This window comes from Ideonella flava, from assembly GCF_051857595.1.
Lineage (GTDB): Bacteria > Pseudomonadota > Gammaproteobacteria > Burkholderiales > Burkholderiaceae_C > Ideonella.
In genome coordinates, this window is sequence record NZ_JBPZHD010000003.1 from 174013 (window position 1) to 198689 (window position 24677).

General features: G+C 67.7%; 23 protein-coding genes. 3 read left to right on the plus strand and 20 right to left on the minus strand.

What is annotated here, in order from left to right:
* Nucleotide 1: 1 nt before the first annotated feature.
* The 3 genes from epsE to ACS5PM_RS07605 all read right to left on the minus strand — a co-directional run bounded on the left by epsE (nt 2) and on the right by ACS5PM_RS07605 (nt 2884).
* On the minus strand, nt 2-874 hold the full coding sequence (gene epsE / locus ACS5PM_RS07595; RefSeq protein WP_439386985.1) for a polysaccharide export protein EpsE: 873 nt from the start codon (nt 872-874) through the stop codon (nt 2-4).
* Nucleotides 871-1863: an EpsD family peptidyl-prolyl cis-trans isomerase gene (locus tag ACS5PM_RS07600; RefSeq protein WP_439386986.1), complete on the minus strand. Its 993-nt coding sequence runs from the start codon at nt 1861-1863 to the stop codon at nt 871-873. The genes epsE and ACS5PM_RS07600 overlap by 4 nt, the downstream gene beginning before the upstream one ends.
* 178 nt (nt 1864-2041) lie before the next feature.
* Nucleotides 2042-2884: a hypothetical protein gene (locus ACS5PM_RS07605; protein ID WP_439386987.1), complete on the minus strand. Its 843-nt coding sequence runs from the start codon at nt 2882-2884 to the stop codon at nt 2042-2044.
* 294 nt (nt 2885-3178) lie between these two features.
* On the opposite strand from ACS5PM_RS07605, the gene ACS5PM_RS07610 reads away from it, so the two are divergent.
* Entirely contained in the window at nt 3179-4168 is a 990-nt protein-coding gene (locus tag ACS5PM_RS07610) for an alpha/beta hydrolase (RefSeq protein ID WP_439386988.1), read from the plus strand.
* A gap of 72 nt (nt 4169-4240) precedes the next feature.
* On the opposite strand, the gene ACS5PM_RS07615 is transcribed toward ACS5PM_RS07610, so the two are convergent.
* Nucleotides 4241-4924, minus strand: a complete 684-nt coding sequence (locus ACS5PM_RS07615; RefSeq protein ID WP_439386989.1) for a sulfotransferase family 2 domain-containing protein — start codon at nt 4922-4924, stop codon at nt 4241-4243.
* Between the two features lie 15 nt (nt 4925-4939).
* Here ACS5PM_RS07615 and ACS5PM_RS07620 point away from each other — a divergent pair, with 15 nt between their 5' ends.
* Nucleotides 4940-6184: a hypothetical protein gene (locus ACS5PM_RS07620; RefSeq protein WP_439386990.1), complete on the plus strand. Its 1245-nt coding sequence runs from the start codon at nt 4940-4942 to the stop codon at nt 6182-6184.
* 7 nt (nt 6185-6191) lie between these two features.
* On the opposite strand, the gene ACS5PM_RS07625 is transcribed toward ACS5PM_RS07620, so the two are convergent.
* The 3 genes from ACS5PM_RS07625 to ACS5PM_RS07635 form a co-directional block, all read right to left on the minus strand.
* Nucleotides 6192-6893 (minus strand): sulfotransferase family 2 domain-containing protein, encoded by a 702-nt coding sequence (locus tag ACS5PM_RS07625; RefSeq protein WP_439386991.1) that lies wholly within the window; start codon nt 6891-6893, stop codon nt 6192-6194.
* A gap of 30 nt (nt 6894-6923) precedes the next feature.
* Nucleotides 6924-7853 carry a sulfotransferase family protein gene (locus tag ACS5PM_RS07630; protein WP_439386992.1) on the minus strand — a complete coding sequence of 310 codons (930 nt, stop codon included), beginning with the start codon at nt 7851-7853 and terminating at the stop codon, nt 6924-6926.
* Between the two features lie 94 nt (nt 7854-7947).
* On the minus strand, nt 7948-8640 hold the full coding sequence (locus ACS5PM_RS07635) for a sulfotransferase family 2 domain-containing protein (protein WP_439386993.1): 693 nt from the start codon (nt 8638-8640) through the stop codon (nt 7948-7950).
* Between the two features lie 73 nt (nt 8641-8713).
* On the opposite strand from ACS5PM_RS07635, the gene ACS5PM_RS07640 reads away from it, so the two are divergent.
* Entirely contained in the window at nt 8714-9415 is a 702-nt protein-coding gene (locus ACS5PM_RS07640) for a sulfotransferase family 2 domain-containing protein (protein ID WP_439386994.1), read from the plus strand.
* A 210-nt stretch (nt 9416-9625) separates the two neighbouring features.
* Here ACS5PM_RS07640 and ACS5PM_RS07645 read toward each other — a convergent pair whose 3' ends face one another.
* The 13 genes from ACS5PM_RS07645 to ACS5PM_RS07705 all read right to left on the minus strand — a co-directional run bounded on the left by ACS5PM_RS07645 (nt 9626) and on the right by ACS5PM_RS07705 (nt 24676).
* Nucleotides 9626-10363 carry a sulfotransferase domain-containing protein gene (locus ACS5PM_RS07645; RefSeq protein ID WP_439386995.1) on the minus strand — a complete coding sequence of 246 codons (738 nt, stop codon included), beginning with the start codon at nt 10361-10363 and terminating at the stop codon, nt 9626-9628.
* A gap of 100 nt (nt 10364-10463) precedes the next feature.
* On the minus strand, nt 10464-11273 hold the full coding sequence (locus tag ACS5PM_RS07650; RefSeq protein WP_439386996.1) for a hypothetical protein: 810 nt from the start codon (nt 11271-11273) through the stop codon (nt 10464-10466).
* 75 nt (nt 11274-11348) lie between these two features.
* On the minus strand, nt 11349-13697 hold the full coding sequence (locus tag ACS5PM_RS07655; RefSeq protein ID WP_439386997.1) for a glycosyltransferase: 2349 nt from the start codon (nt 13695-13697) through the stop codon (nt 11349-11351).
* Between the two features lie 214 nt (nt 13698-13911).
* Nucleotides 13912-14667 (minus strand): hypothetical protein, encoded by a 756-nt coding sequence (locus ACS5PM_RS07660; RefSeq protein WP_439386998.1) that lies wholly within the window; start codon nt 14665-14667, stop codon nt 13912-13914.
* Nucleotides 14668-14802: 135 nt separating this feature from the next.
* The gene (locus ACS5PM_RS07665) at nt 14803-15984 is read right to left on the minus strand and encodes a glycosyltransferase (RefSeq protein WP_439386999.1); all 1182 of its coding nucleotides are present in this window, start codon (nt 15982-15984) and stop codon (nt 14803-14805) included.
* Nucleotides 15981-17012 carry a hypothetical protein gene (locus tag ACS5PM_RS07670; protein WP_439387000.1) on the minus strand — a complete coding sequence of 344 codons (1032 nt, stop codon included), beginning with the start codon at nt 17010-17012 and terminating at the stop codon, nt 15981-15983. Before ACS5PM_RS07670 ends, ACS5PM_RS07665 begins: the two co-directional genes overlap by 4 nt.
* Nucleotides 17009-18313, minus strand: a complete 1305-nt coding sequence (locus tag ACS5PM_RS07675) for a glycosyltransferase family protein (protein WP_439387001.1) — start codon at nt 18311-18313, stop codon at nt 17009-17011. Before ACS5PM_RS07675 ends, ACS5PM_RS07670 begins: the two co-directional genes overlap by 4 nt.
* 26 nt (nt 18314-18339) lie before the next feature.
* Nucleotides 18340-19320 (minus strand): hypothetical protein, encoded by a 981-nt coding sequence (locus ACS5PM_RS07680; RefSeq protein ID WP_439387002.1) that lies wholly within the window; start codon nt 19318-19320, stop codon nt 18340-18342.
* A gap of 50 nt (nt 19321-19370) precedes the next feature.
* Nucleotides 19371-20123, minus strand: a complete 753-nt coding sequence (locus ACS5PM_RS07685; protein WP_439387003.1) for a DUF6478 family protein — start codon at nt 20121-20123, stop codon at nt 19371-19373.
* Nucleotides 20124-20171: 48 nt separating this feature from the next.
* Nucleotides 20172-21104 (minus strand): sulfotransferase family protein, encoded by a 933-nt coding sequence (locus ACS5PM_RS07690; protein ID WP_439387004.1) that lies wholly within the window; start codon nt 21102-21104, stop codon nt 20172-20174.
* 76 nt (nt 21105-21180) lie between these two features.
* Nucleotides 21181-21945, minus strand: a complete 765-nt coding sequence (locus ACS5PM_RS07695) for a hypothetical protein (protein WP_439387005.1) — start codon at nt 21943-21945, stop codon at nt 21181-21183.
* A gap of 189 nt (nt 21946-22134) precedes the next feature.
* The gene (locus ACS5PM_RS07700; protein WP_439387006.1) at nt 22135-23892 is read right to left on the minus strand and encodes a sulfotransferase family 2 domain-containing protein; all 1758 of its coding nucleotides are present in this window, start codon (nt 23890-23892) and stop codon (nt 22135-22137) included.
* Nucleotides 23885-24676, minus strand: coding sequence for a hypothetical protein (locus tag ACS5PM_RS07705; protein ID WP_439387007.1), 792 nt, complete (start codon nt 24674-24676; stop codon nt 23885-23887). Before ACS5PM_RS07705 ends, ACS5PM_RS07700 begins: the two co-directional genes overlap by 8 nt.
* Nucleotide 24677 lies beyond the last annotated feature (1 nt).

Here is a 24677-nt window from a genome sequence, read left to right on the forward strand (position 1 = left end):
CCTAGAACAGGCTCTCGCGGACGAACACCACGTCGCCTGTTTGGAGTGCATCGTCCAGCGTCAGTTCGAGCTGCTGCACCTGCCCGTTGGCGGCGCGCCGGCTCACCCTCAGGCCACGCTGGGTTCCACGCTGGGTCAGGCCGCCGGCGCTGGCCAGGGCCTGCATCACGGTCATCCCGCGCTCCAGCCTCAACTGGCCCGGGCGCTGCACTTCGCCGTAGAGGTAGACCACCGGGTAGCGGTCGACCCAGATGGCGTCGCCCGGCTGGATCACGATGTCGTGCTCGCGCCCGCCCGGGGCGAACACGCGCGGCAGGTCCACCTCGCTTCGGAAGGGCTGGCCGTTGCGAAGACCGGTCACCACCACCGTGTCCGAGCCGGCATTTGCGGCCACCCCGCCGGCCAGGGCCAGCACGTCCGTCAGCCGCATGCCGGCCACGTCCAGGGGGATGCGGCCGGGCTTGCCGACCTGCCCGAGCACGTTGACCTGGTTGGCCCGCACCTGGGTCACCATCACCGTGACCTGCGGGTTCTTGATGAAGTCGCCCTTTTTCAAGGCGGCGGCCAGGGCCGCCTCGGCCTCGCTGACCGTGCGGCCGCCCAGGCGGATGGCTCCGATCAGCGGATAGCTGATGACCCCCGCTTCGGTCACGCGGGCCTCGAGCGTGAGATCCGGACTCTGGTAGACGGTGATGCGGACCGTGTCTCCGGGGCCGATCCGGTAGAGGTCGGTGTCGATCGCCGCCGGTGGCGGTGCCGGCGGCTGCGCGGGGCGCGCACCGGCCTGGGCCGCAGCACCAGGAGCCCAGACGAGAAATGCCGTCGCGAGGGCGAGCGCCGGCAGGATCTTCACCGAATCAGACAAATGCTTCATTTCAGTCCCATCCCTTTCTTGGCCAAGTCCGGATCCATGGCGCTGCCGGCGGCGCGGGGCAGCGGAGCGGCGTCCGGCATCGCCAGCCGCACGGGCTCGGAAGAGCCCTCCTCCGGCAGCGCCACCTGCACCGGCACCGGAGACATCGGTGGCAAGGCCGGTGCCGAAGCGCCCGCCGCGGCGCTGGCCGGCCCGCCCGCGAACTTGCCCTGGTAGGTGATCTGCGCGGCCGTGCGAAGCGCCTTCAGGTTGTCGTCGATCGCCCGGCGCCGGGCCAGCGTCGCCAGGTACTGCTCGATGGCCGGAGCGGCACGCTCGTACGACACCGGCTCCGTGCGCGAGGCGGCGACGAACACCACCCGCATCGCCGGCGCATCGGCCAGGATGGCCGCCTCGCCATCCTTCATCTTCGCGAAGCGTTCGACCAGCCCCATCGGCAACTGTTCCGCCGGCTTCACGGCGTGGCTGCCGCTGTAGCGCAGGCCCTCGGCCTTCAGGGCGTCGGCGAAGTCATCCACCGAGGTGGCCCGGGCGAGCCGCTCCTTGATCCAGTCCTGCCGCGCCGGCGGGGCGTCGATGAGCAGTTCCTGCAGGGAATAGACCCTGCGCTGGCTGAACAGGTTCGGCGTGCTGTCGTAGAACCTTCGCGTCTCCTGCGGCGTGGGTCGCGGGGCCCCCTGCGTGATGCGCTCCTTGTAGGCCCGCGCCAGGACTTCACGGCGGGCCGCCTCCAGCGCCTGCACGGTCTGCGGATCGCGGTCCAGCTTGAGCTCGACGGCCTTCTGCACCGCCAGTTCCTGGTCGATCAGCGACTCCAGGATCCGCTTGCCAGCGGAGTCGGACTGGTCCGGCCGGACGTTGTGCTCCTGCTGGAGCACGAAATTGATCTGGTGGACCGTGATGTCGCTCTGGTTGACCCGCGCGGCGACCTGGGTGGCATCGGCCTTGCGTTCGCCGCAGGCGGCCAGCGCCAGGGCCAGGGAGACCATCACGAGTGCACGGCTAGCGGATGGCGAAGCAGGCCGCGCAGGCGGGCGTCGGCAGGGATGCGGTCGGGTCTCGTCGGCGAGCGTCATGCAGGTCGGGCTCCTGGCCGGCGGCGTGTGGCGCAGCCTCGTTGCGAACGATTCTACGAACGCGGGCAGATGCCCGCCCCGGGGGCCGCGTTCAAACGTGGGGGCGCGTGTAGCCGAATCGCTCAATGATGAACTTCTCCCGGCGCGTCACGAGATCGGTGCTCGCGGCATCGTAGAAGCGCTCGATGCCCATGGAACGGGCGGCCTTGCCGGTCGGCTTGGCGTCATAGATCATCTTGCGCTGCTCGTCGGTGAGGCTGACACCACTACGCTCCAGGGAGCTGACCAGGTCCTCGGTGAGGCTGTCCTGGCGGATGATGTGGTCGAGCACCAGGTGCTGGGCTTCGAAGGAACGCAGCCCCTCCTGGGTGCCGATGGTGACCGGGATGTGCGAGGCCCCGCGCACGTACAGCTGGAAGTAGCGGTAGGTCATCAGGCCGGCGACCTTGCTGATCGGGGACTGGGCGAAACCGGACTCGACGACCCGGCGGGTCTGCAGCGCGCACACGACCCGCAACCATTCCCGGAAAGCCTCGACGTTGTCGTCGCTGGCGTACCAGAAATCGCGTGCCCTCTCGGCTCCCAGCTGCTCCGGCAGCGAGATGCGGCGGCTGTCGTCGGCCGGCGCCTCCTTGCTGCGCGCCTTGGCGTTGGCCTCGATCTTCTCCAGCAGCTTGCGCCACGACTTCTCGTTGACCATGCGCTGGTAGAGCTCGCCCTGCTGCGCGCAACCAAAGGTCCACAGCGACAGGTACCAGCCCCAGGGGTCGCGGATCGAGCCGAACATGGGCCGCTTGCTGGCCAGCAATTCCTCGGTCGGCACGCGGATGGTGTTATCGACCTCGCCGCCGACGATCTTCAGCAGCAGTTTCTCGACATGGGAGGCGCCGGTGTTGCGGAATTCGATGAAAACAAGCTTGTCCGAAATGAGCATGCGGTCGGCGCCTTGCGAGCGAAATCAACAACAATCCTCATGCGCCGCACGCGGCCGCGGCGGCAGGCACAGGGCGCTGCGATCATAGACGACAGCCGCGCCCCCAAAAGGGCCGCCAAGGCGTGATGCAGCACACGTGCTGATCGCCCCGGGCATCGTTCTTGCGAAGGCCCACTGTGCTAGCATCGTCTGCACGCTTGTTCAGCAGTCGCGCGCGGTTTTTTCCGCTCTCACGAAGGGCTTTCGGCACCCTGCCCGGTCGCTTCGGTTCCTCAACCTTGCAAGCAGTCCTCCATGTTCAATCTTGTGCCCGATGAGGGCTCCGACATTCCCTTCCTGCCGGACAACAACGCCGAGATCACACGCGAAGCCGCGTCGACGGTCGAATTGAATGGCGACTGGACCATTCCCGCCAAGGCCATCACCGTCCTGCGCGTGAAGACGGGCCATTTCAGCGTCAACGTGTCGATCAACACGCTGCGTCCGGCGGACAAGCTGGTCGTCACCTTCCAGGGCGCACGCGCCGGCGGCAAGGAGACCACCAACGCCATGCGCCCGATGTTCGCGCGTCGCAACTGGGAGGCGCTGTTCGAAGCCCCCATCCTGGCCATCAGCGATCCGATGACCGAGATCGACTGGAACTCCAACGTGCCTCGTTGCGGGTTCTACATGGGCACGCTCGAGAACGACCTGGTGCCTGAGCTCAACGCGCTGATCGACGTGGTCTGCGCCAAGCTCGGCATCCCGGTCGACAGGGTGATGATGTACGGCTCGTCGGCAGGCGGCACCTCGGCCATCCTCGTCGGTAGCCAGCGCACGACCAAGACCGGCATCGTCGCCGTGTGCCCGTTCCTGCGCCCGGACAAGTACCGCGAAGGCGTGGTCGCCGCCGGCATGCGGGCCATCGGCAAGACGATGGACGACTATGAGGAGATGATGCAGAAGACGCCGTGGCGCTTCAATGCGCTGACGGCCCTGAAGGATGCGCACAACGAAGGTCGCGACATCCGCCTGGTGGTCGGCCAGAACCTGAAGGACGTGACCACGATCAACCGACACTTCCCGGGCCTGTGGCGCCGCTGGGACGTGGATCCCGAAGGCGGCGTGTCGCCCGACGGTCACGTGATGACGCTGATGTACAACTCGGCCGAAGCAGGCCACGGCCCGGAGCCGGTCGAACTGTCGATGCCGCTGTGGAAGCGTGCCGTTGAATTCTTCGAGGCGCCGCTGAAGCGCACGCCGAAGAAGGCCAAGAAGACGGCCGACGCGAACAACGACGACTGAGCGAGCGGCAACGCATTGCGACAAAGGGGTGCCAACGGCGCCCCTTTTTGCTGGCGGCCCGCCCTGGGCGCCTCAGCCGAACCGGTAGTCGAAGCGCTCGATGATCGGCGCATAGGCCCGCGCGACCAGCTCGCGACTGGCGTCGTCGTAGAACTCCGTGTAGTGGCGTTTGGCGCTGCCCTGTGCGCGTTCGCTCGTGACGTTCTCGGACACGATGGGAATCGGCCGGTCGATGCCCAGCCGCTGCAACACTTCGTCAAACCCGGCTTGCAGCGCCTCGAAACGAATCACGTAGTCGGCATGGTCGAGGTACTCCAGCGGTCCCTTGACGGTCTTGTCCTTTTCCGTGTGGCGCTTGAGCTGGCCAGCCAGCCACTCGGGGAACGGCAACTCCTGCGCCGCCTCCATGCTGGCCTTGATCTTCGGGTTGTCCTGCGCCCAGCGGTACTTCTCGGGTTGGTCGACGAAGCGCCCCTTGCGCTTGAGGTAACGACTGACCAGCAGATCGTAGGGGTTGCGCACGCTCGTGAACTTGAAAAGCCTGTCGAGCTGTTCGCGCGTCATCAGGCCGGCCTCCAGCAGCTGCCGCCATGTGGCGTGATGCTTCTTGGCGATCACCTCACCGCTGCGGGTGATCTCCCTGTCGGGCATGGGCTGCCCTTCGAGGGCCTCCTGCAGCGTGCGCGCGATGGCCTTGCTCGCCGTCTGCGGATTGGCGAAGAAGATGTAGTTGTAGCGAGGAGAGTAGACAGCCAAGACAGACCCCCAAATTTGGATGCGGCGCGCCGCCGCGGCCCGCGAAGGTGCGAACCTATACTAGGTCCGCCTTGCCAACACAAGACCAAATCCGCCATGCTCACCTCCGACAAGCTGATCCTCGTTGAACTTCACAAGGTCGGCTCCACGCGATTGAAGAAGCTGGTCGGTGATCTGGTCGGGGGCGAGACGAGTGCCAAGCAGTCCGCCTACTCTGATGACCTCGCGGCCATGGGCAAGCCTGTCGTTGGCTACGTGTGCAACCCATTGACCTGGTACCTCGCCCAATGGAAATTGGGTTGCAGCGGCAAGGGCGAGTTCCACAAGCGCCTGACCGATCAGACGAAGTGGGATCTGCTTCGTTCGAAGCGCGCCCAGTTGCCGCCGAAGACCGAAGCGGCCGGACAAGCCAAGGCCCTGCCGGAAGGCTGGAACGCCGCGCACGCCAAGGACTTCTGGTACGGCGACGCCGACAACGTCGAGGCCTTTCGTGAATGGCTGCAGGCCGTGGCTGCGCATCGTGGCCTGCGGCGGCTCGTCGACCATGGCTACAACAACTCGCCAGTGGCCAAGCTGGGTGGCCTGATGACCTACCAGTTCCTTCTCATGTTCGTGCGCAACGCCGAGAACATGGAAAAGTCAGTGGACTCGATGGAAGCGCTGGAAGCGCGCTATCAGCAGCAGGCCATCACGTCGCACTTCATCCGCTCAGAGGCCATCAGCGAAGACCTGAAGAAGGTGCTGGAGGCCTTGCACGTGCCCTTGAACGCCGAGCAGCGCGCAGCCGTGGAGGGCCTGAGGGTGCGGTCCAGTGCGCAGGACGAGGCGATCATCCGCTTCTACGACCCCACCAGCCTTCGCTTGATCGCCAAGCGCGAAGCCTTCATCAACAAGCTCTTCGACTATGGTCCCCCCAGCGCAGAATCGCGCACCGTCGCGCGTGCCGCGAGGAACGAGAAGGCGGACAGCGAAGGCAAGGCCGGCAAGGGCGAAGGCGCCAAGCTGAGCAAGGCCGAAAAGGAGCAGAAGCGCCAAGCCCGTGCCGAGCGCCAGGCCGCCAAGGCGGCCAAGGCGGCCCGGAAGGAGGCGGGCGGAAAGAAGGAAGAACCGGCAGCAGCGCCGGAGACCGGCAAGCCAGCCCGTCCCGCCCGAAAGACGGAAAAGAAGGCCGACAAGAGTGCCGCAGCGCCCAAGCCGGAAAAGCTCAAGCGCGTGAAGAGCAGGCCCCTGGACGAAGACGTGATCGAGACCGACGAATGAAGCTCGCTCAGTCGCCGAAACGGTAGTTGAAGCGATTGATGATCGGCTCGTAGAGCTTCTCGACGACCTCGACGCAGGCCGTGTCGTAGTACTCGGTGTAGTTCTTCTTCTTTTTCTTCACCTTGGCCGCATCCGGCGCGGCAGCGCCTCCCTCGGCGCGCCCCTTGGTGATGTTGTACTCGGTCACCGACAGCGGCTCAGTCACGCCGATGTGACGCAGGAACTCGTCGAAGCCCTCCTGGAGCGCTTCGAACCGGATCACCAGGTCGGCGTGGTTCAGGAACTCCAGCGGGCCCTTGGCCAGCTTGTCCATCTCGCCATAGAGCCGGCTCAGGTGCGCCACCCATTGGGGGAAGCTGTTGTCCGGCGCGGCGGCCTCGACGCCTTCCAGCCAGGGGTACTTGGACGGGTCGTTCGCCAGGCGGTCGCAATGCTTGATGTACTTGCTCACCAGCTGGTCGAAGGGGTTTCGCACACAGGTGAACTTGAACAGCTTGCCGAGTTGATCCTCGGTCAACAAGCCAGCCGCCAGGATCTGGCTGTAGGTCGTGTGATGAGCCCGGGCCACGGTCTTGCCGTTGCGCGTGATTTCGCGGTCCGGCAACGGCACGCCGCTCAGGCTGCGCCTCAGCGTCAGCGCGATCGCCTTGCTGGCGGTCTGCGGGTTGGCGAAGAAGATGTACTGGTGCTCAGCTGAATAGACGGCCACTTCAAGTCTCCCTCCGGGACGATTCCTCGGTCAGCCGAGCGCGCCCGGCGTGCTCCACTGCTGGATCCAGGGCGCGCAGGCCGCCTGGATCTTCTCGATCTCTTCGGGCAACAGCACCTTGTGCGCGTCAGAGGCGCGCTTCTGGATGGCGTGAGCCTTTTCCGACTTGCCTTCCGCCTTGCTGCCCGTGGCTTCGGACGCAATCATGTTCGGCACGAACTCCATGCCGGCCCATTCGCAGATGGCCTGGATCGAATCCGCCGGCGAGTCGATCAGCCAGTCGTACGGCGCCATGTACATGGACTTGCCGTACTTGGGAATGGCTTCGTTGACCAGGCGGGTGAAGCGCTCGAACACCCCGATCATCTCGTCCACGCCCTTGTCCAGCCAGCCGGTCTTCTCGGGCGGCTCGCCGTCCGCCTTGGCCTTGACCAGGCGCTTGCGATAGGAGGCAACGACATCCACCGGATCGCGGCTGCAAACGAGGATGCGCGCGTGGGGGAAGACGTCGAAGACCAGGTCCAGCTTTCTGAGGTGGCCTGGCGTCTTCTCCAGCGGATGCCGGCCCGGATAGATGCGGTTGCCGGCGAAGTAGAAGAAGGCCCTGATCGAATCGGCCTCGCCCAGCTCGCCGAACTCTTCTTCGTAGGGCTCTATCCACTCGCGCAGCGCCATCAGGTTGGGCCGGCCCTTGAGGTAGGCGCGAGTCGGGAAATGGATCGGATCGACGTAAGGCTGTCGTGGCCGCAGGAAGATGAAGGTTTCGCGGCAGTTGGCGATGTCGAACATCGTCGGATGCTGAGCGAAGGCCACCTGCAGCATCGACGTGCCCGAACGGGCCAGGCCCACGATGAAGATCGGGCGGCTTTGCTCGCACCAGCGCCGCAGTTCGGCCAGGTCGAGCATCGGGGCGGATTCAGCCTCCGGCTGTCCGGTCAGTCGCTTGAGCAAGGTGCGCATGGGTGTAACGAATTCTAGGAGTTCATCGCTGGACGCCCGGCCCCCTCACTCGCCTCCCGGCCCCTTCGGATAAGGGGGGCGGGCGTGATCGCTTTCACGTCTTGAAGCGAGGGTAGCCAAAGGTCTCGAAGTCATCCTTGTACGCCTCGTACAGCGCCTGTTCCACTTCCGGCTCGTCGGTCAGCAGCTTCTGCAGGGCCTCGTCGTCTGCATCGCTCTTGTTTCGCTTGGGCGCGGCCAGGGTCTGCTGGGGGCGCTTGGGCAGGCCGGGGATGGCCTCCTGGATCAGGCGCAGTTCCGAGTCCAGCGACTCCAGATGCCCGACCTGGCTGACGAGCAGCTTGCCGGACTCGTCGCACAGCCATTGCGTCTGCGACCAGAGCAGGCGGTGGTACTGCTTGCGCTTGAGCTTGGGGCTCAGGGCGAAGGTACGGAAGTCCGGCATGTTCTCGATGAACTTCAGGCGATCCATCTCCTTGTTGCCGCGCCAGCGCTTCATGAAATGGAAGGTGCTCTGCGCGCGGGCATAAGGATTGCGAACGATGCCGAACGAGTAGTAGCTGGACCACAACTCGGGCCCCACGATGGAGCGGATCTCGCCGGCGGTGGCGTGCTTGGTGAGCCCGTAGCGCTTCTTGAATTCGTTCTGCATCGCCTCGCCGAGCGCCGTGCCGCCGACTTCGAGATCGCGGTAGCTGCTGTACTGGCTGAACAGTTCGGTGACCGAGGTACCTGCCGACTTGGGAACGTGAACGAAGATGAATTTGTGGGTATGGTTGACGATCACAGGGGTCGGCTCCAATGCGGGTCACGGATAATAACGACGCCCCGGCGGGAGAAGGCGTGCGAAAGAAACATCGATGATCATTTCACTCAACAAGCGCTACGTATTCGTTCACATCCACAAGTGCGCCGGGACGAGCATCGAGGTCGCTCTCGCCAAGATGCTGCGCCACAACGACATCGTGCTGGGCTCGACCAAGAGCGGCGAGAAGTACCAGGAGTTCTTCAAGCGCACGATCGGCCTGAACAAGCACAGCACCGCCCTGGAAGCGCGCGACTTCCTCGGCGAGACCCTGTACGGCAAGTTCTACAAGTTCGCCTTCGTACGCCATCCGATCGATCGCCTGCATTCGCTGTACTCGTATGCCCTGAAGCTCGCCCACGATGCTGAAATGAGCGACGACGAGCGACGCAACTTCGATGCCCACGGCCGCTGGCCGGACCGGCCACCCTTCCGCTACAAGGCGGTGGCCGCGGCCCTGGAGTCACGCTCGTTCAGCGACTTCGCCCTGCATCCGCTGACCTGGGCCGACGCCGGTGCGCAGCCGCAGTGGCAGAGCGTCTGCGACGCCTCGGGCAAGCTCATCGTCGATTTTGTCGGCAAGGTCGAATCGATCGAGCAGGACTTCACCCAAGTGTGCGAGAAGCTCGAGGTCAGCGTTCCGCTGGAGGTGCGCAACTCCAGCCTCGAGAAGAAGTCGGCCCTGGAACTGTCACCCCTGGCGCTTTCGACCGTGCGGGAGCGCTTCGCTCGGGACTTCGAGCTCTTCGGGTACTAGAGGCCCCCACGGCCCCTACCGGGGCCTGCCCCCCGAGGGGGTTCGCGCAGCGGACCGGCAAAGCCGGATCCGCGCACGCACTCGTATGGAGCGGCGCTGCGCGCGCTAGGAGGGCAGCCCCTGCCGGGCCTGCCCTGAAGGGGGGTCGCGCAGCGGACCAGCGGACCGGCAAAGGCGGATCCGCGCACGCCCAGGGTCGGTCCCCGGTGGCTACCAGTTGGAGCTTGATTCGTAGCCCAGGCGCTGCAGGGCTTCGGGGAAGCGTTCCTTGAAGGCTGCCTTCAGCTCGGGGGTGAAGGTCTTGACCCACTGGCGGCTCTCGCCGGAGCGGATGTGGTCGGCGGGGTCGGAGCCGGCGGCACCGCCGAACAGGGACTGCTCGGCGACGTGCTTGAGTGCCATCTCCAGGCGCTCGCCTTCGTAACCGAGGAATTCCATCATCGGCCTGAACACCTTCAACTCGCGGTCGACGATCAGGTCCTCGTAGCGCACCTCGAAGCACAGGTCCTTCTGGGTGTAGTCCCAGCCCTGCATCTCGCGGATCGTCTTGCCCGCCGTGTGGTCCATCTCGAACACCAGCTTCTCGTGATCGGTCGGCAGGGCGCTGATGGCCTGGCGGTAGGACTTGCCACCGTATTCCTTCTTCGGATTGTTGGCCCACTTCTCGACGGTCTTCACGTGATAGAAGGCGCCCGAGATGACCACGTCACGAGGGTCGCGTATCACGTGGACCGCGCGCACGCCCCGCTTCGGGAAGCGGGCCTGGAGCGCCTTCAGATCGACCTTGCTGTGGTCCTGCAGGAAGATGTCCGTGGCCGGGGGCAGGTCGGCCTGGGCCTTGTAGTGCAGCTGCAGCTTCTCGGCGCGCTTGATGGCGCGAAAGATGTTGGCCATCCAGACCGAACCGGTCTTGTGGTGGGTGCAGACGACGATCAGCGGGGATTTCATCGGGCAAGGCAGGGCGCGCTCGGTCGGCGCGCCAGGATGGGATGGGGGTGGGGCGCGCGAGCCTCGGCATCTGCGGCCTACACGGCCGGCCGGGCCAGGCTCACAGCGCGGCGGTTTCCAGGTCTCGGATCTCTTCGTAGTTGGTGATCACCGCCGACAAGGGCTCGTCGATCACCTTCTTCAGGGCCGGCTGGCGCTCGAACTGGTTGTCCACGCCAAGGAACTCGGCCAAGCGCTCGCACACCGCGGGCTGGAAGTCGCCCGCCTCGTCGAAGACGCCCTCGTAGTCGATCGACAGGCGCTGGGCGTCATCGAACCCGCCGTCGACGGTGTCGGCGGCGCGCTTGCGCTTCTTCATCGAGGACAGCACCAGGGCGCGCTCCACGGAGACCGGACGCTTCTCGGGCAGCTTGGCAGAGTCGTCCGCCGGCTTGTGGTAGCGGCCGGTCTGCACCGCGACGAGGTTGGACAGCACCGAAAAGAAGTGCTGCCGCCGCAAATGCACCACCTTGAGGCCGGTGCGCTTGATGAGGCGCAGCATCGGCGGGTTGGTGAAAGGCAGCTGCCAGGCGTCGTGGATCAGGTTCAGGTGCTCGTACTTGATGTCGAGCAGCGCGATGCCGTCCTTGTCCTTCGGCACCAGGGACGCCACGTAGCCCAGGAACACCTTGCCGTGGTGCTCCGGGAAGGCGAGGTCCGGGTTCTGGGCGATCTGCTCGCGGAAGTACTTGAAGAAGCCCTGGGGGTTGTTCGAGTTGAAGATCTCGCCGCGGTCGCGCACCCGCGGGTGAGAGGCCAGCATGCGGCGGAACACAGTGGTGCCCGAGCGCACGCCTCCCATGAAGAGCACGATGCGACCCAGGTCCTCTTGGCGGATGGGATCTTGGGCCGGACGGTCTTTCTGCTTCATGCGCGCTGGCTCCCGATGGCTTCGATGGAGAAACGTTGTTGGCCGCGGGGCAGCCAGATGATCAGTTTAAGCGGCCTACCAGAGCACATTCTTGACCGAGATGGATTTCCAGATCTGATTCCAGCCGGCATCGCTGCCGTAGCGTGCCTTTTCCTCGCGCTGCGCCTGCGCCGCCAGATGAGCAAGATTCCGGCCCAATCCCAGCACGAGCTCGGTGAGCTGCCACAGGCTGATCTCGTCGAGGCGGCCATTGGCGCCTGCCGGCTGGATCACCGGCACCTCGGCGCGGCGGAAGGTCTCCCTGAAGACCTCGTACTCCGGCGCGTCGCCCGACAGGTCGAGCACGGCCAGGGGCAACGGTCGCAACAGGCGGAAACGGCCCAGCATGGACCCGGCGTGCAGCCGCCGGCGCCGGCTGCCCTCGCCGGCCAGCGGCACGGCCAGCGTCGCATCGCCGACCACCACCTGCGACGGCTGCCAGTCCGGGTGGAAACGGTCCAGCGCGTCGGCCAGGGTCTCGGCCAGCTGGAGCTGGTCGTCGCGGGCCAGAAGAAGCACCCGCTGGGGGCTGCCGTCGTTGTTCAGCAGCCAGGGCCGCCAGCGCCAGAACGGCACGGTCACCGACCGGGCTTGCGGCGCCGCGGGCACCGGCTCGGCCAGCGGATGGCTGTCGATCAGCGTGGCCTCGTGGAACTGTGCGGTGAGGTGCGCCATGGCGCTGCCGAGCATCGCCGGCTGCAGCATGCGGATCACGTCTAGCCGCACGAACAACGGCAGGCGCGCGGGCTGCTTGCCGAGCGTCAGCATCTCCGGGCACACGCGTGTGACCCACAAGGTGACGCGGCCATAGGCGCTCAGGACCTCCTGCAGGCCGGCCTCGGCGCTGGGCAATCCCAGCGAGCGGCCGCCGGGCGGCTCTATCCCGGGCGCGACCGCGAGCTTGCAATGCGTGGCCATGCCGTGGAAGGCCTCGAACAAGGCGCCCTGGTTGGCCGGCAGGGGCTGGTCGAAGTACAGCACCACCTGCGCCAGGTGGCGCATGAGGTTGACGGTCTGGAAGATGTGTTCGCGGTAAGGCGAATCGAGCTCGAAGAAACCGCGGTCGACGGTCATCACCACCGTCGGGAAACTGGTCAGGCGGCGCAGGGTGTCGTCGAAGGCGACCTTGGCCTGGGCGCGCACCAGCTCGTAGGTATGGGTCGTCGACTCGTTCAGGCCCTTGAGCAGCTGCCGGTCGAAGGCGACGTCGCAGCAGACCTCGGCCACCTCCTCCATCGACTCGCACCGGTGCCACGGGTGCCTGGTCGGGATGCCCTCGAGCGCGTGGCCCATGGCGACCAGCGGCATGCCGGTGGCGAAGGCCTCCACTGCCTTGATCTTCAGGCCGGTGGAGAAGGCCAGGGGCACGATCACCAGGTCGACGTCACGGTAGAACTCGTCGGTCGAATCGACCGGGCCCATCAGCTCGACGCCGGGCAGGCCTTCCAGGTCAGGCAGCTTGCTGCACATCACGCCGACGAAGCGGATGACGACCGGCGCCTCGCGCCGCGCAATGATCGGCAGGGCGACCTCGACGAAGGCGCGCGCGTTGTTGACGTTGATAGCGTTGCCCGAGCCCAGCATGCCGATCACCAGGCGGTCGCGGTCTTCGGGACGGCGCACGCGAGCCACTCGAGCCTCGGGCTCGATGTGGGGCATGGTGATGCAGGGCGTGGAGCTGATGCTGCGGTAGAAATCGCGCTCTTCGTCCTTGATGGCCCAGACCAGCTGCGCGCGGTTCATCGCGATCGCTTCCTGGTCCTCCGTCGTGTAGAAGAACTCGGGCGCGATGCCGTTGTCGTCCAGCAGCTTGCGGCGGCCGGTGAACTTGTCGTGCGTGTCGAGGATCTTCAGCGTGTTCGCGGGCGCGTACTCGAACGCCTTGCTCAGGTAGGCGTAGTTGACGATGAAGGCGTCGTAGCGGTTGCGCTTGAACAGCCACTGCAGGTAGTCGCGGATCGAGTCGTCCCACCACTCGTCGATCTTGTAGTCCGCGCCCTCGGGGCGGGTGTAGGTGTGGCGGGTTGCGGGCAGCAGGTGGAAGCTGTCCCACTGCTTGCTCATCTCGCGCACCAGGTCGTCCGGCAGGTAGTCGAACCACCACTCCTGCGGATAGAAGACGAAGTGGATGCGCGCGCCGCGGCGCTGCAGTTCACGGCAGACCGCGTAGATGCGCTTGCGGTTGCCCTGGTCCGTCGGGGCGGTGGGCGTGGGGGAAAGCACCAGGATGTCGGAGCCGAGCAGGCTGACCTCGGGCTCTAAAAGGCGCGCTCTCAGCTCGACGTGCAGCGGATCATCTGCCTCGGGCGAGGGGACGGCCGCCAGCACTCGTGACCCGGCAGCGGCAGCGGCTCGCGTCGGGGTGGCTTCGGCTCGACGATTCATGGGAGCACCCTGGGTCCTGCGGCCGGTCCCGCCAGGCGGAAATGAGCCTCTACGGGCGGCCGAGCGAGGTTCATGGGCACCCTACGGCCTGCGGCCGGTCCCGCCAGGCGGGAATGAGCCCCTACGGGCGGCCGGGCGAGGTTCATGGGCACCCTACGGCCTGCGGCCGGTCCCGCCAGGCGGGAATGAGCCCCTACGGGCGGCCGGGCGAGGCTCATGACGCCGCGTCGGTCGTGGCCGGTGCAGCCTGGGGGCGGTTCGGCGCCACCGTGTCGCCGGGCTCGACGGCCTTCAGCCAGTCGGCCACTTCGGCCTCGCTCGCCTCGTTGACCGCCAGTCGCAGGAATGGCACGCCGAGCTGGCGGGTGGCGTTCTCGTCGGAGTCGGACGTGACGGTGCTGACACGCTCCGCGATGAAGGTCAGGCGGGTGACGCCGAGCGCTTCGCGAGGCATCAACAAACCTTCGAAATCCAGCACCCGATGGCCCGCTCGGCGAACGAGCGGCAGGGTCATCTCGTCGCTCATCGCGCGCAGGCCGGCGGCATGGTCCCCACCCCACTGCGGCATCTGAAGGATGAAGCGCAGCGGCACGGAGCGGTCGAGGTGGAAGTCGAAATGGAAGGCCTGGCCCGGACCTGTCCAGCGGAACGGGTTGCCGACGCCGTCGCGCTCCAGGGCGTAGAAGCCGTGGTCGGCGGGCATAGGCATGCCGGCTTCGACCACCGCCTTGCGGCGCCCGGCGTACTGGTTGCGAGCCTGGGGCAGGAGGATGTCGCGGCTTTTCTGGACCAGGCGGATCGCCTCCAGCTCGCGCTTGAGGCCCGCCATCTCCTGTGTCAGCTCGGCGATGGCCAGACGCCCTGCGGCGAACTCGCGCGCCAGCGCATCCAGCACGTTGTGTTCGCCCAGCTCATCACGGATTTCGCGCGCGAGCGCCTTCAACCGTACTGCCTTGTCTTCGTCGCTCATGTCTGAAACCTGTGGTGCGGGTCAGCGCCAGTGTAGGCGGCGGAGATTACCAGCCGACCCCAGGAGCGCCCTTCCCTAGGATGGTTACGTCGAGTCACCCACGCCCGGCGGCGAGCATGCCGGGCGTGACGCGATTCACACTCGCGAGGCCAGCCATCGGGCCAGGCGTTCGACCTGGCCGTCGTATTCGGCATCCAGCGCCCGTCGGGTGGTGGCCGCCTGCGCGGTCAGGTGAGCCAGGAGATCGCGGCCGCCCCGCGCGAAATTCTCGAAGAGGTAGTCCGTCAGCGCGTTGTTGTCCTCGAACATCGGCAACTGCCACAAGTGGGTCAGGCCCTGCGCCCCAGGCAGCGTGGTGAGCACCGGGCGGCCGTAGCAAAGCGGTTCGACGGTCTTGATCTTCAGGCCGGTGCCGCCGACCATGGGGTTCAGCGCGATGTCGATCGCGTCGTAGAAGGTGTGAAGCTCCTGCACGAAGCCGAGCTTGATCACGCCGGCGCCCTCTCGCACATGGCGGCACACGCCGCCGGCGACGACGATGGGATGCGGAAACGGCACGCCGCGCGCCTGCACCTTGGACAGGAACTCCGTCATGCTGAGGATGTTCCAGTCGTTGGCGCTGCCCAGGTAGCCGAAGGTCAGGGGCCGATCGCCGCCCCGCGGCGCGAAGGGGCGCAACGCCGGCTCGACGTAGGGCAGGTAGAGGATGTTGCGGTGGCCGCGACCGGCGAGTTCGGCCGCCTCCTCCTTCTGGATGGCGAGCGCCGCATCCGCGCGGCGCAGGGCGCTGTCCTCGTCGGCGTAGGTGGTGCTGAACCACTGGGGCTTCATGCCGGCGGCGGTGTACTTGGCCCGGCGCTCGCCGAAGATGTCGTGCGTGTCGAGCACCTTGACCACATCCGGGCCGAACTGGTCGAACAGGGGCGCATACCAGACGTAGTTCACGTGCACGACGCTGTAGCCGCGCAGGCGGTGCATGTCGCGCGCGGCGGCTTCGAGCCCGCGGTCGTACCAGTCGGCGATCCGGCACACGTGGCCGGGCTGGATGTGCTTCGGTGCCCTCGACCGGACCACGTTGACGCGGCCGAACTCGGACGTGAGTGCATGCGACAGCGCGGGGTCGAACCCCTCCTCGTTGTGGTACAGGAGGTCGACTTCGAAACCCTGCGCCTTGTACAGCCGGACCATCTGCATGATCCGGCGGGCGTTGCCCTGGTCGGCCGGCACCAGACGGTTGAAGCTGACCACCAGGACGCGCGGCGCGGCCAGGCCGCTCGGCAGGAACGGCACGGGCGAAGTGTTGGACAGATCCATCATGCCGTCTCGACGGTGAACTCGGCCGCACCGATGTCGCAGAAGCCGTCGCCCGGGACGGCGTCCCGCGGCAGCGACAGGTGCAGCAGAGCATCCTGCCCGGGCGCGACGGCCGGTATCGCGAGCCGAAGGAATGCACCATGGTCGGTGTAGTCGACGGCCGTCGGCGAAAGCGCGTGCTCTCCCAGGGCGATGGCACTCGAGTCGACGCGCGCTCGAACGTTGCGCAGCAGCAGGCGCGCCTGGCAGGGCGCGCCCCAGGGCAGCAGGATGGCCCCCAGTCCACGGCTGTTGAACAGTGCCCGGCCTTCGTGGGCGATGTGGTGGGCCAGCGTCTGGCTTCCGGCAGCCACGACCTGCACCGGGTCGATGCGAAGGCGCAGCTTCACGCGGCCATCGTGCAGCCTTTCGAGCAGCAGGTCGGCCTGGCGCGAGCGGGCGAGTTGCGCGGAAAAGGTCAGGGCACGCTCGATGTCGCGCAGGCCGGCATCGCCCAGCAGGCCGGCGAGGCCGGCACTGGCCAGCACGCGGGCGTCGGAGGCCTGGACCGGCTGCAAGGCGCCCTGCCGGATGATCCCCTCGAAGGCCGGCCAGCCTGCCACCGCGGGCGGCCCGTACAGCAGCACCGGGACCCGCGCCTGCAGCGCCTTGGACACCAGGGCCGCCATCTGGATCGCCGGCGCCCGCTCGGCCGGCACCGCGGCCAGGCACAGGGAGGCTCGACGCAGCAGCCGGGCGGCATCGCCGGGCGCGCCGGCGGCATCTATGCGCAGACGCGGCGCCGGTTGCCCTTGGGCCACCGCCATGTAGTCCTGGTATCGCCAGGGGGCGGCGTGGATCCAGCCGACGGGGCCCTGGGACTCCAGCAGCGGCAAAGCCCGGAGCGTGTCCGTCAGGACCACCGGCAGGCCGTTGCCCAGGGCGCCGTTGCGGGCCACGGCGGCGGCGAACAGATCCACCCACACGTCGATGACCAGGCCCGCGCGGGGCGAGGCCGGCGCGCTGGCGAGTACCGAATCGGCGTCGATCATCGGACGCCCTCCCAGGCCGTATCCAGCAGCTTGCGCACGCGGGGGTACAGCGCGCGCGGGCTCAGCGACTCGACGCGTTGCGCTTCGGCGGCGCGCCTCTCGGCGCGGGCAGCGACGCTGGGCAGGCCTGCACAAGCCGATTCGATGCTGGCATGAAGCGCATCGACCAGGCCGGCGCCTATCGACACGTGATCGATCAGTGGCGATTCGAACTCGGGGTAGGAGCCGATGTCGACCGTCACGACACGGCCGCCTCCCATCACCGCACGGGGCAGGATGCCGGAGGTCTCGCCATACGTCGGGTAGCGCAGCACGAACGACAGGTCGGCGCGGCCGAGCAGGACATCGAGCTCGCGTGCGTCCAGGTAACCGGTCACGCGCGGGCCATCGCCGTCCGGCCACAGCCGGCGGATGCGATCCGACACCGCGTACTCGCTGGCGCGTTCCTCGCCGGCGAACAGCAGCTTCAGCCGAGGATGGGCGGCGCGCGCTCGCGCATAGGCGACGAGCACCTCGTAGAGCATCTTGTTGCCGGTGAGGAAGCCCGGCACCAGCAGCAGGATGTCCCCGGACTCCACACCGAAACGCTGCAGCACTTCTTGCGCATCGGCTGCCGCGGGCGCCGGCGGCAGGACGAAATGCGGGATGCGCTCCACCGGCCGGCCGTGCTCCACGCCGAGCGGCACGTCGAACGCGCCGCCGCGAAACCGCGCCTCGGCGTAGCGGCTGTGAAGCATCAGGCCGCGCGCCGAGCCGGCGATGCGGCGGACCATCAGGCACTCCTGGTACAGCAGCCCCGGCGTGCGGGTGAGCGAGCCGTCGCGGCCGACGAAATCGGCAGGGACTTCGTAGCCGGTGTCGCGCACCCAATGGTTGAACATGCCGTTGGCGCGCTCCATCTGCAGCGCCACCTGGTGCAGGTAGAACAGCGACACGTCATGAACGATCACCGTGCCCGGGAAGCGGTGCAGATGGTCGAGCATGTAGGCGCAGTCGCCGTTGTTGCCGACGTTGTAGAGGATCTGCGCGCCAGGCTCCGGTTGACGCGCCAGGAAGGCCGCCTCGTCGAGCACCTTCAGCCGCATTCCGGCCAGCGCGGCGGAGGCCTCTGCAGTGCGGCCACTTTCGGCCACCAGGCACAGCTCGAAATCGGCCGCGAGCATCGGCAGGTACTCGACGATGTAGTCGGCCAGGCCGTTGCGCTGAGGAGGTAGCGGGGAGAACAGGTACAGGCGTCGGCGCGCGCCCGGCCAGCGGGCGGGCGGGGGCGTGCGGAGACCGGTGTCGGAAAAGTTGAACACGGCGCGCGAATCTTCCCTGCGCGACTTCAGGCCTTCGTCGCGGCCGACTGGCCGCCCCGGGCGCTCGCCACCGCCGGCCTGGCACCCGGCGCAGGGGCCGCCTGGCCAGGCTCCAGCGCGGCGATCTCAGGGCGGGCCAGCCATTCGCGTTCGAAGTTCGTGCGCTGCAGGGTCAGCATCTCCGAGCAGATGTTGACGATCTCGCTCTTGAGCAGTGCCAGTCGCGCCGGCAGTGCCTCCGGGTTCTGGGTCAGCACCAGGCGCTTGAGGAAGGCGACCTCGGCCTCCAGGGCCGCCAGCTTGCGGTCGTGGTCGCCCAGGGTGGCCACGCCGACCTGGATCGGGTAGCTGCCCAGCGGCTGGCCATCCGGGCCCACCACGCTGATCTGGTTCGCGCCGTCGACGAGGCGGTCTATGCGCACCGGGATCGAGAAGTGGTGCACGCTGCCGTCGGCGGCCGACTCGTAGAACGCCAGCGGCTCGGCGTTCTGGTCGTTCAGGCGAGCCATCAGCGCCGGGCGCTGGCTGACCCGGTGCAGGTTGGTCACGCAACCCTGCACGGCGCCGCCGGTCAGGCCGTGGAAGCGCACCTGGTAGAGCAGGTCGACCGGGGCACCGTCGGTCAGGCGCAGCAGCTCGTGCAGGCCCTGGACCGTCGTCTCGAGCACCGGCGTGCCGCGGGCCGAGCGGACCTCGAGCATCACCGCGCCCTCGCCCACCTGCCCCGGCAGCAAGGCCGCCTGGGGGATGCGCAGTTCGAACGCGGAGTGCTCGCGCGAGGGCAGGTTGAGCCCGGCCAGGTCGCGCACGAAATCGAACACCGACAGGTTGGCCACGGCCGAGGCCACGCAACGGCCGTCCAGCCACAGCTGGACCACGTCGAAGGCCAGGGCGTCGTCGCCCGGGACCGAGAAGCCGATGATGCGGCCGCGCCCCCAGTCGATGCGGGCCTGGGCAAGCGGCGCGGCGCCGATGGCGGCGGGGTCGTTGGCGTCGGAGGGTGTCATCGTGGGACCTGGCTGGACAAGGGCGGCGGCCAGGAGGCCGCCGCGGCGCCTCAAGGCGCGGTTTCGAACACGCTGGAGGTCAGCGGCGCTTCGCTCGGCGGCGTGACGACCAGCCCCGCGGTGAGGCGGCGGATCTCGAAGCTGCCGCGGCCGACCGGGTTGAAGAACAGGTGGAAATCGAGCGCGTTGATCTGCGACGGATCGAGCATGTCGATCGCGAAGCTGTCGGCGGCCAGCTGGCCTGGCGACAGGCGCAGCGCCCGCTCGCTCCAGTGTTCGCCGACCTTCCAGGCGCACTTGGCATTCAGCCCGGGCGCCGGGGTGCCGCGCACCTCGACGGCCAGCGACAGGCGCGCCGGGCCGGCCGGCATGTCGGCCAGCAGCGCGCGCGCATCGACCACGATGGACAGGAAGCTGCCGTCGAAGTCGGCGTGGTTGACGACCAGCGCGTAGCGCTCGTCGGCACCATGCGGCTGGTTGACCTGGATGATCTGGATGAAGCCGTTGCGGTAGTCGCTGTACAGCGCGGTGTCGTTGGCCAGGCGATGGCCCGACACCGGATTGCTGGCCGAGGCGCTCGCGCTCGGCACGCGCAGCCAGGACGGCGCCAGGCTGCGCTCGGCGTTGCCGCTTTCCTGGCCCGCCAGCGGCGACAGGCCGACGGGCGCGCCACCGATGTCGTGGCCGGCGACCAGCTGGCACAGCTGGTCGATGGTTTCGTTGAGGCGCCCGCGCAGCGCCTGGAGCTCCAGCGTCAGCCGGTGCACCTGTTCGTGGCGGCGGGCATCGATGGGTTGGGACATGGGCAATCGAACGGCAGAGGACGGATCCCGCATGGGGCTCGGGTGATATTAGCTCGCGGCCGGCGACAACTTCGTGGGCTTGCGTGCACCTGGAACTTTGTTTGAGATCATGCCGCCCGACGCCGCATCGGCCGTCTGGGCGGGATGCTCGTAGCCATAGCGGCGGCGACCGGCCGAGCAAAGGCGCCGGACCACCGCCAGCTCGTCGGCCGAGAGCACGCCCTCGTCCTGGTGATCCACCTGGCGCGTGTTGAGCGACGAGAACCACTTCGGGTCGAAAGGCTCGCCGATGAAGTCCAGCAGCAGTTTCAGCTGGGTGGCCGGCTGGGCGACGAAATCCTCGTAGCGCAGCTCGTAGACACGGGCCGGATAGCCGCGCTTGAGGCCGCCGACGATCTGCACCGCCTCGTTCCAGTAGTTGCACGCGCCGGTCAGGTTCTCGACCTTGACGATGCGGCCGATGCGCAGGCTGGCCACGACGTTGACCGGCTCGCGCACGATGTGGATGAACTTCGAGCGCGGCATGCTGGTGGCGGCCAGCAGGGCGCCGTAGACGTTCTGCGGCGTCTTGTCGAACCAGCGCCTGGCGCCCGGCTTCTTGCGCTGCATGTACAGGGCCATGTAGCGCATGTAGAGCTCGGCGCGCGAAGTGCATTGCTTGAGCAGCTCGGCGAACTCGGCCTCGCTGATGCCGTCGAGATCGCGGTGCTTCTTCAGCACGGCGTTGTTCGACAGCGCGCGGCTCATCGCCTCCGTCCCGTAGGGCTCGCCCCAGCGGAAGAAGTGCGTCTCCTCGGGGCAGGCCAGGTGCGGATGCATGCGCAGCGCATCGCGCAGCATCGTGGTGCCCGAGCGGACGCAGCCGACGACGAAGAAAGGTGCCGGCATCTGCGCGGCATCGTGCTCCGCCCGGCCGGCAGCTGGCTTGGCGGACGCCGTGCGGGGGGGCGTCTTGGGCGCGGGAGCCGATTTGTCGTTCATGGATCGAGGTCGGGTCGTCGAGGGTTCCAGGCCCGGAAGGGCCGGGGCGTTCAGATGATAGGTTTCAGGGTCCGGCTCAACGGAACCATCGGGCCAGCTGGCGGCGCTTGAGCTCTTCCAGCAGCTTCGGGAAATCGAGGATGCGCTCTTCGAGCGTGCCCGGGTTCTGCTTGCGGATCGGCTCGGTCACGGCCTTGAACTGGTGTTCGGAGCCTACGAAGCGGGCGATCTCGTTGAGCTTGGCGAGATCCTTGATCTCGTTGTAGTCGACCTGCAGGTAGCGCTGGCCTGTCTGGTGCAGCACCGTCTGCACGTCGTTGTAGTAAAGGCTTTGCCGCAGGGCGAAGGTGACGAGCTTGTTGATCTCGACCTTGACCGGCTTGGGCGGGGCCTTGGCGGCCTCGGTGGTCAGCCACACGCCGGTCTCGCGCGCGGTCTCGAGCGAGATGTAGGCCTCGAGCAGGTTGCGCGACAGCACCACCTTCGCCACGCCCGGGTCATACAACAGGCGCGCGGTCATCTGCGCACTGTGGTCGAGGAAAAGGCGCAGGCCGACGACGCGGCGGTCGCAGGCCTGGTCGACCTGGGCGATGAAGGCATCCTCGTCCGCGTTGCGTGCGCCCGTGTCCTCGCGGGCGTAGCCGGGGGGTCGGCCGGCCGCCTCGTGGCCCAGGCCGACGAAGGCCGGATTGAACAGCTCGCCATGACAGCGCACGTCCGGCAGCAGGTTGAGCTGGCGCTCGAGGAAGTTCGATCCGCTGCGCATCATGCCCACCAGCAGGAAGGCCGGGCGCTTGAAGACGGGAGTCCTGTTCTGTGGCGTCTTGATGGAGATCTTCAATCAGCAATTCCTTGAGAGCGCCTCAGGCCGACGACATCGTCGCCCACCCCCGAGGGAATGAGTCAAATGGCGGATCCCATTGACTCAAGAGCAGCTGGCAACGCCACGCAGCGCGCGGGAACTGTACCCGAATGCTCCCTGTGCAGACGCCACTGGGCGCAGTGGATCGGAAACCGTGCGTAGCAGGCTTCACGCCAGCTGCCGCGGCCCGTCGTCCACCGCCCGGGCCCGATAGCCCAGGTGGCGGTAGTCGGAGCCGTATAGGCGATCGAGCCGGGCCTGCAACTCGGGCGTGATCACCTCGTCGAACGAATACGGCGCGGGGGACGTCTGCCAGGGACGGTACAGCACATCCGGAATGCGGCGCACGCCCGCCTTGTGCAGCACCAGGGCCATGTCGGCGGCGAAATTCTCGACCTTGCCCACGACGTCGATCTTCAGGTGCTGGCGGTACTGCACCAGCATCGGGCCCTGCGGGCACCAGTGAGGGTCGCGCCGGATGTCGGTGTCGCCGGCCAGGTTGGCCTCGACGAAGCGAAGGAAGGCCGCGAAGTTCTCACGCTGGCGCTCCAGCGAAGGCGACTCGTCCGGCGCTGGCGGGCGCAGGCCCCAATCCCTCTGCAGCACCTGGCGGATCGCCATGAAGCTGTGCCGGCCGGTCAGCATGAACTTCTCGTGGAAACAGGCATAGGCCCGGCGGCCGGGATCGCGCACGAAGGTGAAGACCAGTGCCCCCTCACCCAGCTGGCGTCCGATCAGCTCGTGCGTCTCGTCGCTGTCCTCGCGGCTGCGACGCAGGCCCGGGTGCTGGTGGATGGCCTGCGGATTGTCGGCGTAGCGCCCGTGGGCGATGTAGAGCAGGTGGTTCTGCAGGGTCGTGCTGGCGGACTTGGGCAGGTTCAGGTAGACCAGCGGCACCCGCGCCGCCGTGACCACGCCCATCGGCCAGCGCTTCACGCGAGGGGTGGCAGGGGCTGCAGCGGCCGGGGGCGGGGCAGCATCGCCGCCCTGCCCTTCTGCCGGCACGGCCTCGGGCGGCGCAGGCTCTGCGGGCACGGCGGCGCGGGTCCATAGCGGTTGCAGCAGCGTCGCCCGGGCGTTCGAACGGTCCATCGCCAGGGCCCGATCGAGCTCGCGCAGCCGGCGCGGCATCCACACGCCGCGTTCGGCCAGTCGGCAGTGGTAGTCGGCCAGTTCGCTGCGCTTGCGCGCCATCTCGCGAAAGCCGGCTTCGTCGAGCGTTCCGGCCAGGGCCTGGTCGAACACCGTGCCCAGCAGGCCGAGGGCGTTCAAGGTCTGTGGGGTCGTGTGGCCCACGAAGGGCAGGCGCAGGTTGACGCGGTTGTGGGCAGGCAGCCGCTCGGCGTGAAGCCGGTCCTTGATCTGGTAGGGGTCGTAGCAGACGTAGACGCGACGGGCCAGCTCGGCGCCCTGCACGCCATCGACGAGATCGCCGGCCCAGGCGGCTGCGCGGGCGCCGGCGAAGCGCTGGTCGAACCACACCTTGTCGGGCGCCAGGCTCGACTGGGGATTGAGCGCGAGCACGGTGCAGCCCGGAGCGCAGGCCGCGAAGGCGAGCGCCGCAAAGCCCCCCATCGAGGGACCGTAGAAGATCACCTGCGGGAACCGGTCGAACCATCCGGCCGCCTGCAGGGCCCGGAAGGCCTGGTGCAGGCCGGGATTGCGGTACCAGTCCGTCGCGACCCGCTTGACGCCCAGCACCGAGTGGCCGCGGCGCTGGAGGTAGGCCTGGCCCCAGGCCGGTCGATCGAGGTCGGTCCCGGCCTTGCCGAGGGCGGCGGGCTCGAAGGTGACCGCGAGCACCGGCCCGCCGGGAAGGAAATCGACCTGGTGCTTGCCCAGGCGAAGGCTCGCCAGCTGCATCGCCTGGCAGCGTTCGACGAAGGCCGCGCTGGAGGTCACGGCCTGCGGGCGAGGCTCAGGCACGGGCGTCCGCCGCTTCGGCCGGCGCCGGCTGCTGTGCTTGCAGGCGTGCCAGTTCGCTCTCGATGCCACGGCGCAGGTCCAGCAAGGCCGGCGACCACGCCGCCAGGCCCGCGGTGTAGTGCTGCCCGGACCAAAGGAAGCGCAGCAACGAGGCGTCGTCGATCGCCGCCTCGCGCGGGCCCAGCCCGGCGAAGGCGAACATCTCGTCCACGGCGGCCAGGCCGGCCACGCCCCGCAGGAACAGGCGCTCGTACCGGCACACCAGCACGCTGGCGGCGCAGGCGCCCACGGCGCGCTCGAACCACTGGTGCGTCTGCCATTGCTGGTCGATGCGCTGTCTCAACTCCTGCGCGGACGGGGTCGCGAGCTCCTCGCCCGCCTGCAGCCGCTCCCGCAGGCGCACCACCGCAGCCGCATCGCTGCAGTCATGGGCGTCGGCCACGATGATCGAGAACAGGTGCTCCACGCTGGGCGCACGTTCGACGAACAGCACGTGATAGCCCGCCTGCGCCAACGCGTCCAGAAGCATCTGGTTGAAGTCCCAGGACTCGGCGTCGTAGCAGTGCCGGAACAGCGCCCCGGCGCCCAGCGCCTCGTCGAGCAGCCCCCGCGCGCGCTCGGGCGAGCCCTGGTGGAACTCGCGAGACACCTCTCCCCAGGCGTTGTCCCAGTGGAAAGGCTGGGCCCCGACCGTCGGGCCGCCCAGGGCCGGCCCCAGCAGGCGAAGGACGGCATCGGCGCCACTGCGCCGGGCCGAGAGGATGGCAAGGCGATGGGCAGGCATG